The sequence below is a fragment of the Gordonibacter sp. RACS_AR49 genome (genome assembly GCF_030418435.1).
Classification (GTDB): Bacteria; Actinomycetota; Coriobacteriia; order Coriobacteriales; family Eggerthellaceae; genus Gordonibacter; species Gordonibacter urolithinfaciens.
This window is the reverse complement of the sequence record NZ_JAIUDM010000013.1, coordinates 1-14,453: the sequence shown is the minus strand read 5'-3', so window position 1 is coordinate 14,453 and position 14,453 is coordinate 1. Positions and strand designations below refer to the sequence as shown.

Here is a 14,453-nt window from a genome sequence, read left to right as displayed (position 1 = left end):
CATGTCCGACGCCGAGGTGAAGGCGCGCCTGCGTGCCCAGATAGCCGCCATCGAGGGATCGTCGCCCGCCTGCAAGGACAGCGCCTCCCGCGGAGCCGTCGGCCCCTATCGGGAGGCGGAGGTCTCCGAGGGGTCCTGCACCCCCGATGAGGGCGCCGGGGCTTTCCGCAGGGCTTCCCGCTCTTCCTGCGCGGGCATCCGAGCCCCTCGCAACGCAGTCGACCGCTTTGGCCGCGAGGTGCCCGGGTTCTCGCAGGAGGGTGACGGCCTGGGCGCCGCAGCCGGCAGCCCCGCAGACTCGAGCGGGGGTCGTGTCCCGCTGACGGCGCGAACCGGAGCCTCCGCTGCCGACGAAGCCGAGCGCGCCTTCCGCAAGATCGAGCGCCTCGCCCTCGCGCGCGAGCAAGCCTCGGCCGCGCTGCGGGCGCGCCTCGCGCGCGAGGGCTTCGCGCCCGAGGCGGCGGACGCCGCGGTGGACCGTGCGCTCTCCTGCGGGCTCGTTGACGACGCCCGCTATGCCGAGGTGCTGGTGCGCAGCCGCCTGTCCCAGGGCCGCGGGGCCCAGGGGATCGCGGCCGAGCTCGACGCCCTGGGCATCGACGCGTCCGTCGTGCCCGGTTGGCCCGAAGAGTTCGCCGTCGACCACGAGAGCGAGGTGGAGCGCGCGCTCGCCCTGCTCGACCGCAAGCCTCCCCGCGCGAAGAACAGGCGCGACGCCGCGTTCCGCCGCCTTGTCCAGAAGGGCTTCGGGGCGTCGGTGGCTTCCACCGCCGCCCGTGTTTGGAGCGAGGGGGAGGAGTGCCAGTAGCGGCGGCATCGCTTGCGCTTTCACACTTGACATCATAAGGAATACCTTATAATATTAAGTCTAATCTTATACGGAGGATCGATGGGCTGGCATGTTGATATCGACTTGATCAAGCCTTGGCTCGATACCCAAGATCTCGTCACGGTTTCCTGCATAGAAGCTGCGATCGAGGAGCTTGAACGGAAGGGCCCGAGTCTCGGCAGGCCGCTGGTTGATCACATCAAGGACTCCGAGTTTTGCAATATGAAGGAGCTCCGTCCCGCATCGCCCGGGAGATCGAAGTCCGCATTTTGTTTGCCTTCGATCCGAAAAGACATGCGATCATGCTTTTCGCCGGCGACAAGTCGTCCGGAGGGAGAAGCCGCGAGAAATGGAACGGATGGTACCGATCGGCCATCCCCTTGGCGGAAAAACGCTATCGCGAGCATCTAGGACGATTGGAGTGAACGATGGACATTCACGAGTATGCTATCAAGCGCGGTGTCACCCAGGAAATGCGCGATCAAGCTCGCCGTGCTACGCAGGCTAAGGTCGATGCGTACGACCTTAGCCAGGCGCGCAAGGAGCGCGATCTGACTCAAAGTGAGGTAGCAGCCAAGATGGGCGTCTCCCAATGCCGCGTATCGGAGCTCGAGGCCGGTCGGCTCGCCACGATGCGTGTCGATACACTGTCGCGCTACATTTCGAGCCTTGGTGGTAAGCTCGTTATCAGCGCTGAATGGCCCGACAAGACCATCCCTTTGACCATCTAAAATCCCAAAATCCGACACTGCATTGCTGATTGCCTGCATTGTGCGCATGCAGCGCGGCCCGCAGAGCTCAAAACCGCCCACCGACCTCGTTTTCCGCTATTTTTCTGACAGGACTTCACCAAATGGGGAACAAGCCTTATCATGTGGTATAGCTTGAGTGAGACGTACCCGATAGGGTATTTCATATAGATACAATTCCATATGATCGCCCCCGTATTGCGTGCTCTTCGCTCATGCCCGGTTCGTGGAACCGGCCTTTTTATGTAAACCGAGCAATGTGAACAACGCATATCAGAAACCAAAACGAAAGGGGGAGGCATGCCCGAGATCATCTGGCTGCTCATCGGTGCCGTGATAGGCATCGCCCTCGGCTTCGTCGGTGCCCGCTTCCTGGCCAGCTCGTCCGCGAAACGTGCGGCGCAAGAGGCCGAGACCGTGGTGGCCGACGCGAAACGTCAAGCCGAAACACTGCGTCGCGAGGCCATCGTCGAAGCCAAGGACGAGGTCCTGAAGCTGAAGCAGGAGGCCCAGGCCGAGAACAAGGAGCGCATGCGCGAGGTGCGCGCCGCGGAGAACCGCGTGTCGCAGCGCGAGGAGTCGCTCGATCGCCGCGTGGAGTCGCTCGACGCCCGCGAGCATCAGATATCGTCCCAGCAGGGCCAGCTCGACCGTCGCGAGCGCGACCTCGAGGAAGCTGCCCGGGAGATCGACCGCCGCCTGGAGCGCGTGGCCGGCATGACGCCGGAGGAGGCGAAAGCCGAGCTGCTCGACACCCTCAAGGACGAGGTCGTGCACGAGTCCGCCGCCATCATCCGCGACTCCGAGGCCCGCACGAAGGCCGAGGCCGACAAGAAGGCCCGCTCCATCCTGAGCCTGGCCATCCAGCGCGTGGCGGCCGACCACTCCGCCGAGAACACGGTGAGCGCCATCCATATCCCGTCGGATGACCTCAAGGGCCGCATCATCGGGCGCGAGGGCCGCAACATCCGCTCGTTCGAGCAGCTCACCGGCACGAACCTCATCATCGACGACACCCCGGAGTGCGTGACCATCTCGTGCTTCGACCCGGTGCGCCGCGAGATAGGCCGCGTGACCATGGAGAACCTCGTGGCCGACGGGCGCATCCACCCGGCGCGCATCGAGGAGATGTTCGGCAAGGCCGAGGCGTTCGTGAACCAGCGCGTGCAGGAGGCGGGCGAGCAGGCCGCCTTCGACACCGGCATCCACGACCTGCATCCCGAGCTCGTGCGCACGCTCGGCCGCCTGCGCTACCGTACCTCCTACGGCCAGAACGTGCTGAACCACTCGCTCGAGGTGGCCTACCTCTCGGGCGTCATGGCCGCGGAGCTGGGGCTCGACCCCATCCCGGCCAAGCGCGCAGGGCTCTTGCACGACCTGGGCAAGGCCGTCGACCACGAGGTCGAGGGCAGCCATGCCGTCATCGGCGCCGACCTGGCGCGCCGCTTCGGCGAGAAGCAGGACATCGTCCATGCCATCGAGGCGCACCACAACGACGTGGAGCCCTCGAGCGTGCTCGCCGTGCTCGTGCAGGCCGCCGACGCCGTGTCGGCCGCCCGCCCCGGCGCCCGCAAGGAGACGCTCGACGCCTACATCAAGCGCCTCGAGAAGCTCGAGGAGATCGCGAACTCCTACAAGGGCGTGGAGCGCACCTACGCTATCCAGGCCGGTCGCGAAGTGCGCGTGATGGTGGAGCCCGAGGTGGTGGACGAGGCCGCCACGACCGTGCTCGCCCACGACATCGCGCACCGCATAGAGAACGAGATGCAGTACCCCGGCCAGGTGAAGGTCGTGGTCATCCGCGAGAGCCGCGCGGTCGGCGTCGCGAAGTAAGGCGACCCCGGCATGGCCGACGGCTCGCTGGAAGCCTTCATAGAGAACGTCAGCGGCGACAGCCATCTCCGGGTCGAGGCAGACCTCGGGGATGGTTTCGTCCGTTTGAGGAGCGCGGAGGCCGAGCGGCGGCAAGCCGCCCACGACATCCGCTCCACGGAGGACATCGTCATCGAGATGCTGCGCAACGCGCGCGACGCCCATGCCAAGAGCGTGTTCGCGGCCGTGTCCCGCGAGGGCGGCCGCCGGCGCATCGTCATGGTGGACGACGGCGACGGCGTTCCGCCCGCTCTGCACGAGCGGGTGTTCGAGCCGCGCGTCACCTCCAAGCTCGATACCATGCACTTGGACAAGTGGGGCGTGCACGGCCGCGGCATGGCCCTGTACTCCATCGCCGTGAACGCCGAGACGGCGCGCATAGCCGCCTCGGATGCAGGTCTGGGTTCCTCGTTCGTCGTGGAGACAGACCTGGCACGCGTGGGGGAGAAGGCCGACCAGTCCAGCTTTCCCGTCTTCGAGCGCACCGACGCGGGGACCGTGGCCGTGCGGGGGCCGAAGAACATTCTGCGCACCGTGTGCGAGTTCGCTCTCGAGTGCCGCCGCGACTGCACCGTCTACCTGGGCTCCGTGACCGACGTCGTGGCCACGCTCTACGCGTTCGGCCTCTCGTCGCTCACGGCGGCATCGCGCGCGTTCGGGCATGCCGACGAGCTGCCCGTGTGCAAGCGCCTGGCCCTCGCCGCAGACCCGGCGGAGCTCGCGGGCATAGCCGGGTCGCTGGGGCTCGCCCTGTCCGAGCGTTCGGCGCGCCGCGTGCTGGACGGCGAGATAGCGCCGCTGTCCCCTCTGCTCGACCGCGTGCGCATCGACAACGACGCTCCCGAGCCTGCAGCCCCGCGCACCGTCGCACCGTCCGCCTCCGAAGACGCGCGGGGTCTCAAGCTGGCCCGCGAGGATCTGGACGACTTCGCGGGCCAGGTGGCCGCCGCCTACCGCGACGTCGCGCAACGCTACTACTTGGAGCCCGACGTGCAGCCCGAGGTGCGCGTGGGCAAGGACGGCATCCGCATCCATATCCCCGTGAGCATGCTCCGCTAAGTTCCGCATAAGCTGCGCCGCCTGGTCGGCGAACGGCCATATCCGCAGGTTGCACGCCATACCATTAATAGCTAGAATAACGGTACCGTGAAAAAGCGGCGCGCGGGCGCCGCACGCATATTGAACGCACGCCAAACGCACGAGCAACGTACTCAAACGACGAAGGATATGCATGACCGCACCCGAGCACAAGCCGGACATCGGCTGCCTGAAGGTTTCATCGAAATCGTCGCCCGCTTCCGTGGCCGGAGCCATCGCCGGCATGGTGAAGGACGGCGTCGGCGTGGAGATACAGGCCGTCGGGGCCGGAGCGGTGAACCAAGCCGTGAAGGCCATCGCCATCTCGCGCGGTTTCCTGTCGCCCGTGGGCATCGAGATCGCCTGCGTGCCCTCCTTTGCGGACATCGTTATCGACGGCGAGTACCGCACGGCCATTCGCTTCGCAGTCGAACCGCGCTACACGCGCGGCGTCTCCATGCCCGCTGCCGGCGGGGAAGCGGAAGCCGCCCCGTCCGCCCCTGCGCACTGAGGATCGCCATGCACACGCATACCCCGTTCACGAACCTCGCGTTCTGTATCCGCACGTTCGGCTGCCAGATGAACAAACACGATTCCGAGCGCGTCGCCGGCATGCTCGAAGGCCTGGGCGCGCTGCCCGTCGATGCCATCGAGGATGCCGACCTCGTTGTGTTCATGACGTGCTGCGTGCGCGAAGCCGCCGACACGCGCCTCTACGGTCAGGTGGCCTCGCTCAAGAATACTCCGCTGCGCGCCGGCACCCCGCTGTCCAAGCGCGTCGTGGCCGTGGGCGGCTGCATCGGGCAGCGCGACGGGCAGAAGCTCGTCGATGAGCTGCCGCACCTGGACGTGGTGTTCGGCACACACAACCTGGGCTCGCTTCCGCGACTGCTGGAAGAGGCGCTCGACGAGGGGGGCCATCACGTGGAGGTGCTCGACGCCGGTTCGTCGTTTGCCTCGGAGCTGCCGACGGCGCGCGAGCACGCGTGGGCCGCTTGGCTTCCCATCGCGCAGGGTTGCAACAACTTCTGCTCGTACTGCATCGTGCCCTACGTGCGCGGCCGAGAGAAGTCGCGCCCGCTCGAGGATATCGTAGCCGAGGCGGAGGGCTACGTGGCCGCCGGCGTGAAGGAGATCACCCTTCTGGGCCAGAACGTGAACTCCTACGGCCGCGACCTGTACGGCTCGCCCCGCTTCGCGGCCGTGCTCGATGCGCTCGACGCCACGGGCATCGAGCGCCTGCGCTTCGCGACGAGCCATCCGAAGGACCTCACCGACGAGGTCATCGGCAGGTTCGGCACGCTGCGCTCGCTCATGCCGGCGCTGCACCTGCCCGTGCAGTCCGGCTCCGATGCCGTGCTCGCCGCCATGAACCGCCGCTACACGCGCGCCCATTACCTGGAGCTCGTGCGCAAGCTGCGCGAGGCACTGCCGGAGATCGCGCTCTCCACCGACATCATCGTGGGGTTCCCCGGCGAGACGGCGAAGGACTTCGAGGACACGTACCGCCTTGTGGACGAGGTGGGCTACCACCAGGTGTTCACGTTCATCTACTCCAAGCGCGAGGGCACGCCTGCCGCCTCGGTCGACGATCCCACGCCACGCGACGTGATCCAGGGGCGGTTCGACCGTCTGGTCGATCTCGTGCAGAAGCGGGCCTTCGAGGCGAACCAGGTCGACCTGGGGAGCACGGTTGACGTGCTGGTGGAGGGCGCTTCCAAGCGCGATGCGGGCCTGCTCGCGGGCAAGAGCCCGAAGAACCAGACCGTGCATGCGCCGCTGCCCGAAGGCGCCTCGATCGAGGAGCTGGCCGGTACCACGGTGCGCGTGCGCATCGACGAGGCGAAGACGTGGTACCTGGCAGGCGAGGTGGCGGGCGTTGCCGTGCCGCCCGCGGAGGCGGCGGATGGGCGCTGACCCCGTCGTCTGCATCGTCGGCCCCACAGCCTCGGGCAAGTCCGCCCTTGCGCAGGCCGTCGCCCTCGCGCTCGATGGCGAGGTGGTGAGCGCCGATTCCATGCAGGTGTACCGCGGCATGGACATCGGCACGGGCAAGCTCGCCCCCGACGAGCGGCTTGTGCCCCACCACGGCCTCGACCTCGCCGACCCCGGCGAGCCGTACTCGGCGGCCCTCTTCCAGGAATACGCCCGCGCCTGCTTCGAGGACATCGCCGCGCGCGGGAGGCGCGCCGTGCTGTGCGGCGGCACCGGCCTGTACGTGCGCGCGGCCATCGACGCCTACGAGTTCCCGAAGGGGGAGCAAACGGGCAATCCTGTGCGCGAGCATTACAACCGCCTTGCCGGCGAGCAAGGCGCCGACGCCCTGTGGGAGCTGCTGCGCGAGCGCGATCCCGCGAGCGCCGCCATCGTGCCCGCCGCCGACGTCAAGCGCGTCGTGCGCGCCTTCGAGCTGTTGGAGGACGGCACAAGCCTGGCCGAGCAGCGCGCGAAGCTGGCGAGCATCCCACAGCTGGTACCGGCATGCTTCATAGGGCTGTCCGTGGATCCGGCGGCGCTCAACGCGCGCATCGACGCGCGCGTCGACGCCATGTTCGACGCCGGGCTCGTGGACGAGGTGGCGCATTTGCTGCAAAGCGGATTCCGGGACGGCATCACGGCTCCCCAGGCTATCGGGTACAAGGAGGTCGTCGCCGCCCTCGACGGGGAGACGACGATGGAGGAAGCTGCGACGCGCATCAAGACGGCCACGCACCGCTACGCGAAGCGGCAGCGCACTTGGTTCCGCAAGGACCGGCGCATCCGCTGGATAGATGCAACCGACCCTGACCCCGCGGCCCAGGCAGCCGAGGCGCTGTCCTTGGTGGGAGGCGTCGTTGCCTGAGCGTTTCCGCAGCAGGGCGAGCTTGTGGTATGATACGGTTCTGCAGGTCGACCCTGCCGAGCCTTCAAGATCGGAGCACCTATCATGCAGACAGCACACGCGTTTCTCTAGCGGTTGCGACCGCTCCCGACTGTCTCCGCACGCCGCCATCCGCACCGGCGTGTCCCTTCTTGCTTCGAAAGGTTGACTCCATGTCTGAATTTGAATCCGTAATCACGCGGGGCGCGACCCCCGTTTCCGAAGAGCGCCGCGAGAAGGCCGTGCTGGTGGGCGTCGACCGCCCCGGCGCCTCCTGGCCGCTGGCCTCGTCGCTTGCCGAGCTCGAGCGTCTCGTGGACACGGCGGGCGCCGACGTTGCGGCCGTCACCACGCAAAAGCTCGACGCGCCGAACCCGCGCACGTTCGTCGGCTCGGGCAAGGCCGAGGAGGTTGCCGAGCTGGCACGCGCCCACGCGGCCGATCTCGTGGTGTTCGACGACGAGCTCACGCCCTCGCAGCAGTCGAACCTCGAGAAGGTAGTCGGCAAGGAAGTGAAGGTCATCGACCGCACGGCGCTCATCCTCGACATCTTCGCGCTGCATGCCACCAGCAAGGAGGGCCGCCTGCAGGTGCGGCTCGCCCAGAACGAGTACCTGCTGCCGCGTTTGCGCGGCATGTGGGCCCACTTGGCCTCGAACCGCATGGGCGGCGGCGTGGGCTCGCGCTTCGGCGAGGGCGAGAGCCAGCTCGAGGTCGACCGTCGCATGGTGCGCAAGCGCATCACGTCCATCAAGCGCGAGCTCAAGCACCTGGCCGAGGTACGCGCCATCCAGCGCGAGAGCCGCTACGAGAGCGGCATGTTCAAAGTGGCGCTGGCCGGTTACACGAACGCCGGAAAGTCGAGCCTGCTCAACCGCTTGACGAACGCGGACGTGCTGGCCTACGACAAGCTGTTCGCCACGCTGGACTCCACTACGCGCAAGTTCGAGCTGCCCGAAGGGCGCGAGATCACCGTCACCGACACGGTCGGGTTCATCCAGAAGCTGCCGACCACGCTCATCGAGGCGTTCAAGTCCACGCTCGACGAGATCACGGGAGCCGATCTCGTGCTGCATGTGGTGGATGCGTCGTCGGACGAGTACGAGGCGCAGATCGCTGCGGTGGAGGACGTGCTCGGGCAGATCGAAGCTCAAGACTTGCTTCGCGTGCTCGTATTCAACAAATGCGACCTGCTCGACAAGGAACATTTCGATGCTCTCAAGGCGCGTCATCCACAGGCCCAATTCGTATCGGCGGCAACAGGGGAGGGCATAAGCGAGCTTGTCGGGCATATCGCCCGTGTCGCCTCGGCGCAGGACGAGCATCTCGCCATAGTGATTCCCTACAACCGGGGAGATCTCGTCTCCCTCGCGCACGAGCGTTGCCATATCCTGTCGGAAAAGCACGAGGAGGACGGTACGCACCTCGTCATGTTGGCTGCTCCGTCCTTTGCCGGCCTGTTTCGCCCCTACGTGGCGGAGAAGGACCGTTAGGCACGTCCCTTTCAGAAAGCTGCAAACTACTTGATTAGAGTAACTCTAACCAAGTAGTTTGCGACCGGATGACGCGATCTCGGATCACCGGTCGGTCTCGGGACGAACGAGCGCCCCACATCCCAAGGCCGGCGTTTCTCCTGCAGGGGCCGTAATCCAACAGGGCGTCTCGCTCCTTCGGCAGGGCCCCGCAAGGCGTCGCCTACAGGCGACGGAACACCGCCACTACCTTGCCCGCGATGGAACAGTCGGTGGTGATGATGGGCTCCATCGCGGAGTTCTCCGGCTGCAGGCGGATATGGTCGGATTCCTTGTAGAAGCGCTTGACCGTCGCGCCGTCGTCGATGATGGCCACGACGATGTCGCCGTTGTTGGCGACGGGTTGTTCTTTCACCACCACGTAGTCGCCGTCGTTGATGCCCGCCTCGATCATCGATTCGCCCCGTACCGACAGCAGGAACGACGGTGCATCGCCCACGATGTCGGTGGGAAGCGAGATGGTGTCGGTGATGTTCTCCTCGGCGAGGATGGGGGAGCCGGCCGCCACATTGCCCACGAGCGGCACGTTCACCACCTTGTTGAAGCTGGGCTTGATGACGTTGGAAGTGCTCTCTGCATCGCCAAGCGGATAGGTGAGCGCGATGGAACGCGACTTGAGGGGATCGCGCTTGATGAGCCCCTTGTCCTCGAGTGCTTTGAGGTGCACGTGGACTGTCGAGGGGGAGGAAAGGCCCAAGCTTTGGCAGACCTCGCGCACCGTGGGACCGTAGCCCTTCTCGCGGATGCACTCCTCGATGCAGTCGAGCACCGCCTTCTGGCGTTTCGTCACTTTGTCGGACATGCCCCGTTCCTTTCCCTTGAACGAACAAATGTTTTAATTACGTATTGACATGAACTTTTGTTCGTTCTATTATATATGCGAACAAAGGTTCTACGCAAGGCCTAGGAGGCAGAAAGATGAAGAATTTCGAGATGCGGTGCCCCTTCGATGGCACGTCGGCCCTGCAGCCGGAGTTCAACCGTGTATCCGCAGCCGGGGCTATCATCGAGTTTCCAGGGAGCGGTTCCCAAGGTGCTTGCGCGCCGCTGCAGCATTCGCACGCGCGTCAGGTACCGTCTGCTGCGTGCCGTGCTCGCAGACTTGGCGCTACGGAGATGGCGCGGGTTCTTCGTCATGGCAGTGCGGCAGGTCGCGCTTACGGCCGTGTGAGGCCGTGGCAAGGCGCTCTTGCCGGATGCGTCTTCTCCGTTTTCGCCTTCCTCAGCATTTTCATCAGCTTCTAGCGACCTCGGAACGCCCTTGGATGCTGCATTTCTGTGACTGCGCGGCATCCTCGCCACCATGGCGCTGCCGTTCCATCGCCTTTTCACCCCGCAGGACCCTTCCTCCTTGCAGATCCGTGTGGTAGACTGCCTTTGAACCGAAATCCCAGACAGGCTGCTGTGAATGCGGCCTTCGAGAAGGAGACAAGGAACATGAAGTTCTAACGAAAGCCTTCGGGCACCCGCCAGGTCATGCAAGCTCCGCACCGGGTGCGCTTTCGTTGCTGTTCCTTGATGTTCCTATCCCTAGCCTCGCCGTCTCGTCGGCGCCAGGTTGCCAGCGCGAAAAGCATTGAATCCGGTGCCTCTCGAAGGGAGGCCCTTCCATGTTCGTTTCAGCCCGCCATCTTACCTATACCTACGACGGCGCCGATGCCTTGGCGCTCGATGACGCATCCGCCGTGTTCGCGCCCGGCTGGACCGGCGTGGTCGGCCCGAACGGAGCCGGCAAGAGCACGTTGCTCAAGATCGTATGCGGGATGCTCGAGCCCCAGAAAGGAAGCGTTTCTCCGCAGGTCGCAGGATCGTTCTGCGCCCAGTCGACCGATGTCGCGCCAACGGGGCTCGAGGAGTTCTCCTACGACTACCGCCCCGAGGCCGTGCGCCTGCGTTACCTGCTCGGCATCGACGACGCATGGCTATGGCGCTACGACACCCTGTCGCATGGCGAGCGCAAGCGTATCCAGATAGCATGCGCCCTCGCAGCCGATCCTGTGCTGCTTGCGCTCGACGAGCCCACAAACCACCTCGACGCCGAAACCCGCGAATTGGTGGCGCGTGCGCTTGTCGAGTATCGCGGGACGGGCCTTCTCGTCTCGCACGACCGCGCGTTGCTCGACGGGCTGGTGAGCTCGTGCGTGTTCGTGGATCGAGGGCGTGCTGTCACCGTGCCCGGCACGTACTCTCAGGCGAAGGAGCAGCAAGACCTACGCCGCCAGACTGCCGTAGAGGAGCGGTCCCATGCCCGTCGCGAACTGGCGCGCCTCAAGACGGAGAGCAATCGTCGAGACGGGGTGGCGGCGCGTTCGGCTGCACGGCGTTCGGCTCGGCATCTCGACCGGCACGACCATGACGGGCGCGCGAAGATCAAGCTGGCCATCTATTCCGGCCAGGATGGCAAGACCGGACGGCTCTCGTCGCAGATGGGGAAGAAGGTCGAGCGTGCAGAGAAGCGCATGGCCGAGGTTCGCGTCGCCAAGGTGTACGAGGGTGCGCTCGACCTGGAAGCCGAGCCCGCTGCGCGCACGGTGCTCGTCCGATGCGAGGCCGGGTCCCTGACGCTGGGCGAGGGGCGCATGCTGCACCATCCGCAGCTGTACGTGGGCAACACCGACCGCATCGGCCTGGTGGGCAGGAACGGTGCAGGCAAATCGACGCTGCTTGCCGAAGTGCTGCGGCAAATGCCGGAAGAGGGCATGGTGTACGTCCCGCAAGAGATAGGAAGTGACCGGGCGCGCGCCCTTCTCGCCTCGGTGAAGGCTCTCGCGCCGGCAGAGCGCGGGCGCCTGCTCTCCATTGTCGCCCGGCTCGATTCGCCGCCGGCACGCATCTTGGAGGGAGACGACTTGAGCCCCGGCGAGGTGCGCAAGCTCCTGTTGGCGCAGGGCCTGACAGGACGACCGCATCTCATCGTCATGGACGAGCCGACGAACCACCTGGATATACGCTCTGTCGAAGCCTTGCAGGACGTGCTGGCCGATTGTCCCTGCGCCCTGATGCTCGTGTCCCACGACGAGCGCTTCCTCGACGCGCTCACCGCAACACGATGGGTGTTCGACGTTGGCCGTGCCGAAGGGGGAGGGCTCGGCGACACCCATGTAAGGGTGGAGCTTTGACCTTTTCCCCGTGGTCGAACACCGGTGAAGCCGAGATCCATACCCACTTCGGACCACCTCCTTTCCGCAGGGGGCGGTTTTTTTGCAGGGATCGACAATGCGGATTGAAGCACAATATCTTGTATGCTAGGCTGATCCAAAATCGAGCAAAGGAGCCTTTCATGCGCTGTCCTTCCTGCGGAAACCCTGAATCAAAAGTGGTGGACTCGCGCCCTTCCGAGGATGGCACGGCTATCCGGCGCCGACGCGAATGCCTTGATTGCGGCCGTCGATTCACCACCTACGAGCGCTTGGGCGAGAACCCGCTCATCGTTATCAAGGCGGATGGGTCCTCCGAAGCCTATGACCGCCAGAAGCTCATGCGCGGCCTGCTCATTGCCTGCGGGAAGCGGCCTATCTCACCCGAGCAGATAGCGTCGCTCGTCGATAGTATTGAAACCGAGCTTCGCAACGCCTCCTGCAACGAGATCAGGTCAAAGGAACTTGGCGATATGGTTCTCGTGCGTCTGGCGAAGCTCGACGATGTTGCCTACGTGCGGTTCGCGAGCGTCTACAAGGACTTCCAAAACGTAGAGGAATTCGCAGCCGCCCTCGAGGGGCTGCGCTGATGGATCGCCTCGCGATTCCCCTCAAGGCGCTCGATGCCGAACTTCCGGTGCCTGCCTGCGCCTACGCAGGCGATGCTGCCGTCGACTTGCGCTCGACGATCGACGAGACGCTGCAGCCGTTCGAGCGCAAGCTCGTGCCCTGCGGCATTGCCGTCGCCATTCCGGCCGGCTACGCTGGCTTCGTCCTGCCGCGCAGCGGGTTGGCGGCGAGGAACGGCGTATCGCTCGTGAATGCACCGGGGCTCATCGACAGCAACTACCGTGGCGAGATCAAGGCCATCCTCGTCAACCTAGACCCGCGCGAGCCTTTCGAGATCAAACGGGGAGACCGTATCGCGCAGCTGGCCATTATGCGCGTGGCCGAGGCCGTGTTTGAACCGTGTGGGGATCTTCCTGCTACCGATCGGGGCGCCGGCGGGTTCGGCAGCAGCGGCATCGGCGCATAGCGGTTCCGAATAGGTCGAGGCTTTCATATTGCACTTAGAGTTACTCTAAGTTAAAATCGTTATTGGTTAGAGTAACTCTAAGCCCGTACTCAAGTCGAATTCCGAGGAGGCCTATGGGCGACGAGGGACATAATAGCCGGATCGCTGACGTCCCGGCTACGCAAGCCGATCCGATCTACGGCATCGGCGACGTTGTCGCCTTGACGGGAATCTCGGCTTTCACCATCCGCTATTACGACAAGTGCGGGTTCTTCCCGAACCTTCATCGCGACAAGCGCGGCGTGCGGACGTTCTCCGAGGCCGACGTTGCCCAACTGCACCTGGTCGAGGCGCTTCGCAAAAGCGGCCTGTCCATCGAGGGCATCCAGTACTTCGTGCGCCTCTGCAAGCGTGGCGGCACCACCCGGGCCGAGCGCCTGTCGATCTTGCGGGCGCAAGAGACCGTGCTCGAGTACCAGCGCGAGGAGCTGGACGAGAGCCTGAAACGCCTCCATGCCGCTACGGTGGATTTGGAAGCTGCGGAACGCTCCCAAGGACACGGCATGCTATAGTGCGTGGGCGAAGCGCTAGAAAACGCCCTGTTTCCATGACCTAGGACTCGTCGAAGGGCAAGATAGGGCCTTAGAACGGCTCTCAGAGCCTCGTTTATAAAACCGCAGGTCAGAGACGCGATATTTTGACAGATTGGACGAAATCGACTATGGATGACCAAAATCAGCCACCTAAGCCACCCGGATACTCCGAACCTCCGAACCAAGGCCCGAGGCTGCGGCCCAACGAACGCGACGTTCGCGACCTGAAGGTGGCCCAGAACCTCGTCATGGTGGCAAGCATCGCCGGGCCGGTATCTTTGTTCATTGGAGGCGTGTTCCTTGCAACCGCTGGACTGGTGTGCGCCATCATCGCGCTCAAGAAGCTGAACGCGCTGTCTACCAGGTTGACCGATGTCGCCGCGCCAGCGAAGCGACTTAAACGGTCTTGCATAATCGGTATCGCCGTATGCAGTATCGCGCTGGTGCTGAACGCGGTTTCCGCGTACCTCATGTACCCGGCCGTGCTCGAGGCCCTCGAATCCGGCGATTACGGAAACCTCGCACCCGGCACCGACCTGGGCACAACCCCAAAAGGCAACTCAACTTGGGGCTAGCACTGTCGTGCACTTCCCTACAGGTACAACGAAATTATTGATAACATATGTTATGTAAAGTTAACGATGGAGAGCCCGTTGGTCGGTGATGGGGGTTGATTGAATTCTCGTAAGTTAACGTTTATGCAGATCAGATGGCTGTTTACCTCTACCTTTTCAATTTCGAGGTCGCGGCGTTCCGTCTATTACCTGCACTTTTTCAATCGACCGCCTT

The 14,453-nt window shown here is 64.6% G+C and carries 15 protein-coding genes; 14 read left to right on the top strand and 1 reads right to left on the bottom strand.

Annotation, left to right across the window (positions count from 1 at the left end):
- Position 1 precedes the first annotated feature (1 nt).
- From LB310_RS14635 to hflX, 9 genes are all read left to right on the top strand, one after another.
- Positions 2-808, top strand: coding sequence for a regulatory protein RecX (locus LB310_RS14635; RefSeq protein WP_278805512.1), 807 nt, complete (start codon positions 2-4; stop codon positions 806-808).
- A 236-nt stretch (positions 809-1,044) separates the two neighbouring features.
- A complete protein-coding gene (locus LB310_RS14630) occupies positions 1,045-1,254 on the top strand; it encodes a type II toxin-antitoxin system RelE/ParE family toxin (protein ID WP_278805513.1) in 210 nt (69 codons plus the stop codon).
- A 3-nt stretch (positions 1,255-1,257) separates the two neighbouring features.
- Positions 1,258-1,560, top strand: coding sequence for an XRE family transcriptional regulator (locus LB310_RS14625; RefSeq protein WP_096226528.1), 303 nt, complete (start codon positions 1,258-1,260; stop codon positions 1,558-1,560).
- A gap of 318 nt (positions 1,561-1,878) precedes the next feature.
- Positions 1,879-3,411, top strand: coding sequence for a ribonuclease Y (gene rny, locus LB310_RS14620; protein WP_096226527.1), 1,533 nt, complete (start codon positions 1,879-1,881; stop codon positions 3,409-3,411).
- A gap of 12 nt (positions 3,412-3,423) precedes the next feature.
- Positions 3,424-4,509 (top strand): ATP-binding protein, encoded by a 1,086-nt coding sequence (locus tag LB310_RS14615; RefSeq protein WP_278805514.1) that lies wholly within the window; start codon positions 3,424-3,426, stop codon positions 4,507-4,509.
- A gap of 199 nt (positions 4,510-4,708) precedes the next feature.
- Entirely contained in the window at positions 4,709-5,038 is a 330-nt protein-coding gene (locus LB310_RS14610) for a stage V sporulation protein S (protein WP_224767847.1), read from the top strand.
- A gap of 8 nt (positions 5,039-5,046) precedes the next feature.
- Entirely contained in the window at positions 5,047-6,444 is a 1,398-nt protein-coding gene (gene miaB / locus LB310_RS14605) for a tRNA (N6-isopentenyl adenosine(37)-C2)-methylthiotransferase MiaB (RefSeq protein ID WP_301155289.1), read from the top strand.
- Complete coding sequence (gene miaA / locus LB310_RS14600) at positions 6,434-7,369, top strand: tRNA (adenosine(37)-N6)-dimethylallyltransferase MiaA (protein ID WP_301155288.1); 936 nt, start codon at positions 6,434-6,436, stop codon at positions 7,367-7,369. Before miaB ends, miaA begins: the two co-directional genes overlap by 11 nt.
- 191 nt (positions 7,370-7,560) lie before the next feature.
- Positions 7,561-8,880, top strand: coding sequence for a GTPase HflX (gene hflX / locus LB310_RS14595; protein ID WP_227156025.1), 1,320 nt, complete (start codon positions 7,561-7,563; stop codon positions 8,878-8,880).
- Between the two features lie 202 nt (positions 8,881-9,082).
- Here hflX and lexA read toward each other — a convergent pair whose 3' ends face one another.
- Positions 9,083-9,721 carry a transcriptional repressor LexA gene (gene lexA / locus LB310_RS14590; RefSeq protein WP_278805515.1) on the bottom strand — a complete coding sequence of 213 codons (639 nt, stop codon included), beginning with the start codon at positions 9,719-9,721 and terminating at the stop codon, positions 9,083-9,085.
- Positions 9,722-10,529: 808 nt separating this feature from the next.
- Here lexA and LB310_RS14585 point away from each other — a divergent pair.
- The 5 genes from LB310_RS14585 to LB310_RS14565 all read left to right on the top strand — a co-directional run bounded on the left by LB310_RS14585 (position 10,530) and on the right by LB310_RS14565 (position 14,239).
- On the top strand, positions 10,530-12,038 hold the full coding sequence (locus LB310_RS14585; RefSeq protein WP_301155287.1) for an ATP-binding cassette domain-containing protein: 1,509 nt from the start codon (positions 10,530-10,532) through the stop codon (positions 12,036-12,038).
- Between the two features lie 161 nt (positions 12,039-12,199).
- Complete coding sequence (nrdR, locus tag LB310_RS14580) at positions 12,200-12,646, top strand: transcriptional regulator NrdR (RefSeq protein ID WP_087189768.1); 447 nt, start codon at positions 12,200-12,202, stop codon at positions 12,644-12,646.
- A complete protein-coding gene (gene dut, locus LB310_RS14575) occupies positions 12,646-13,092 on the top strand; it encodes a dUTP diphosphatase (RefSeq protein WP_301155286.1) in 447 nt (148 codons plus the stop codon). The genes nrdR and dut overlap by 1 nt, the downstream gene beginning before the upstream one ends.
- Before the next feature lie 113 nt (positions 13,093-13,205).
- Positions 13,206-13,643 (top strand): MerR family transcriptional regulator, encoded by a 438-nt coding sequence (locus tag LB310_RS14570; protein WP_301155285.1) that lies wholly within the window; start codon positions 13,206-13,208, stop codon positions 13,641-13,643.
- A gap of 149 nt (positions 13,644-13,792) precedes the next feature.
- Positions 13,793-14,239, top strand: coding sequence for a hypothetical protein (locus tag LB310_RS14565; protein ID WP_087189771.1), 447 nt, complete (start codon positions 13,793-13,795; stop codon positions 14,237-14,239).
- Positions 14,240-14,453: the final 214 nt, after the last annotated feature.

What these genes read in the sequence shown, in the direction of transcription:
- lexA (WP_278805515.1), bottom strand. Translation starts at nt 9,721, where the DNA reads ATGTCCGACAAAGTGACGAAACGCCAGAAGGCGGTGCTCGACTGCATC.
- LB310_RS14565 (WP_087189771.1), top strand. Translation starts at nt 13,793, where the DNA reads ATGGATGACCAAAATCAGCCACCTAAGCCACCCGGATACTCCGAACCT.
- miaA (WP_301155288.1), top strand. Translation starts at nt 6,434, where the DNA reads ATGGGCGCTGACCCCGTCGTCTGCATCGTCGGCCCCACAGCCTCGGGC.
- dut (WP_301155286.1), top strand. Translation starts at nt 12,646, where the DNA reads ATGGATCGCCTCGCGATTCCCCTCAAGGCGCTCGATGCCGAACTTCCG.
- LB310_RS14585 (WP_301155287.1), top strand. Translation starts at nt 10,530, where the DNA reads ATGTTCGTTTCAGCCCGCCATCTTACCTATACCTACGACGGCGCCGAT.
- LB310_RS14625 (WP_096226528.1), top strand. Translation starts at nt 1,258, where the DNA reads ATGGACATTCACGAGTATGCTATCAAGCGCGGTGTCACCCAGGAAATG.
- LB310_RS14615 (WP_278805514.1), top strand. Translation starts at nt 3,424, where the DNA reads ATGGCCGACGGCTCGCTGGAAGCCTTCATAGAGAACGTCAGCGGCGAC.
- miaB (WP_301155289.1), top strand. Translation starts at nt 5,047, where the DNA reads ATGCACACGCATACCCCGTTCACGAACCTCGCGTTCTGTATCCGCACG.
- LB310_RS14570 (WP_301155285.1), top strand. Translation starts at nt 13,206, where the DNA reads ATGGGCGACGAGGGACATAATAGCCGGATCGCTGACGTCCCGGCTACG.
- LB310_RS14635 (WP_278805512.1), top strand. Translation starts at nt 2, where the DNA reads ATGTCCGACGCCGAGGTGAAGGCGCGCCTGCGTGCCCAGATAGCCGCC.
- hflX (WP_227156025.1), top strand. Translation starts at nt 7,561, where the DNA reads ATGTCTGAATTTGAATCCGTAATCACGCGGGGCGCGACCCCCGTTTCC.
- rny (WP_096226527.1), top strand. Translation starts at nt 1,879, where the DNA reads ATGCCCGAGATCATCTGGCTGCTCATCGGTGCCGTGATAGGCATCGCC.
- nrdR (WP_087189768.1), top strand. Translation starts at nt 12,200, where the DNA reads ATGCGCTGTCCTTCCTGCGGAAACCCTGAATCAAAAGTGGTGGACTCG.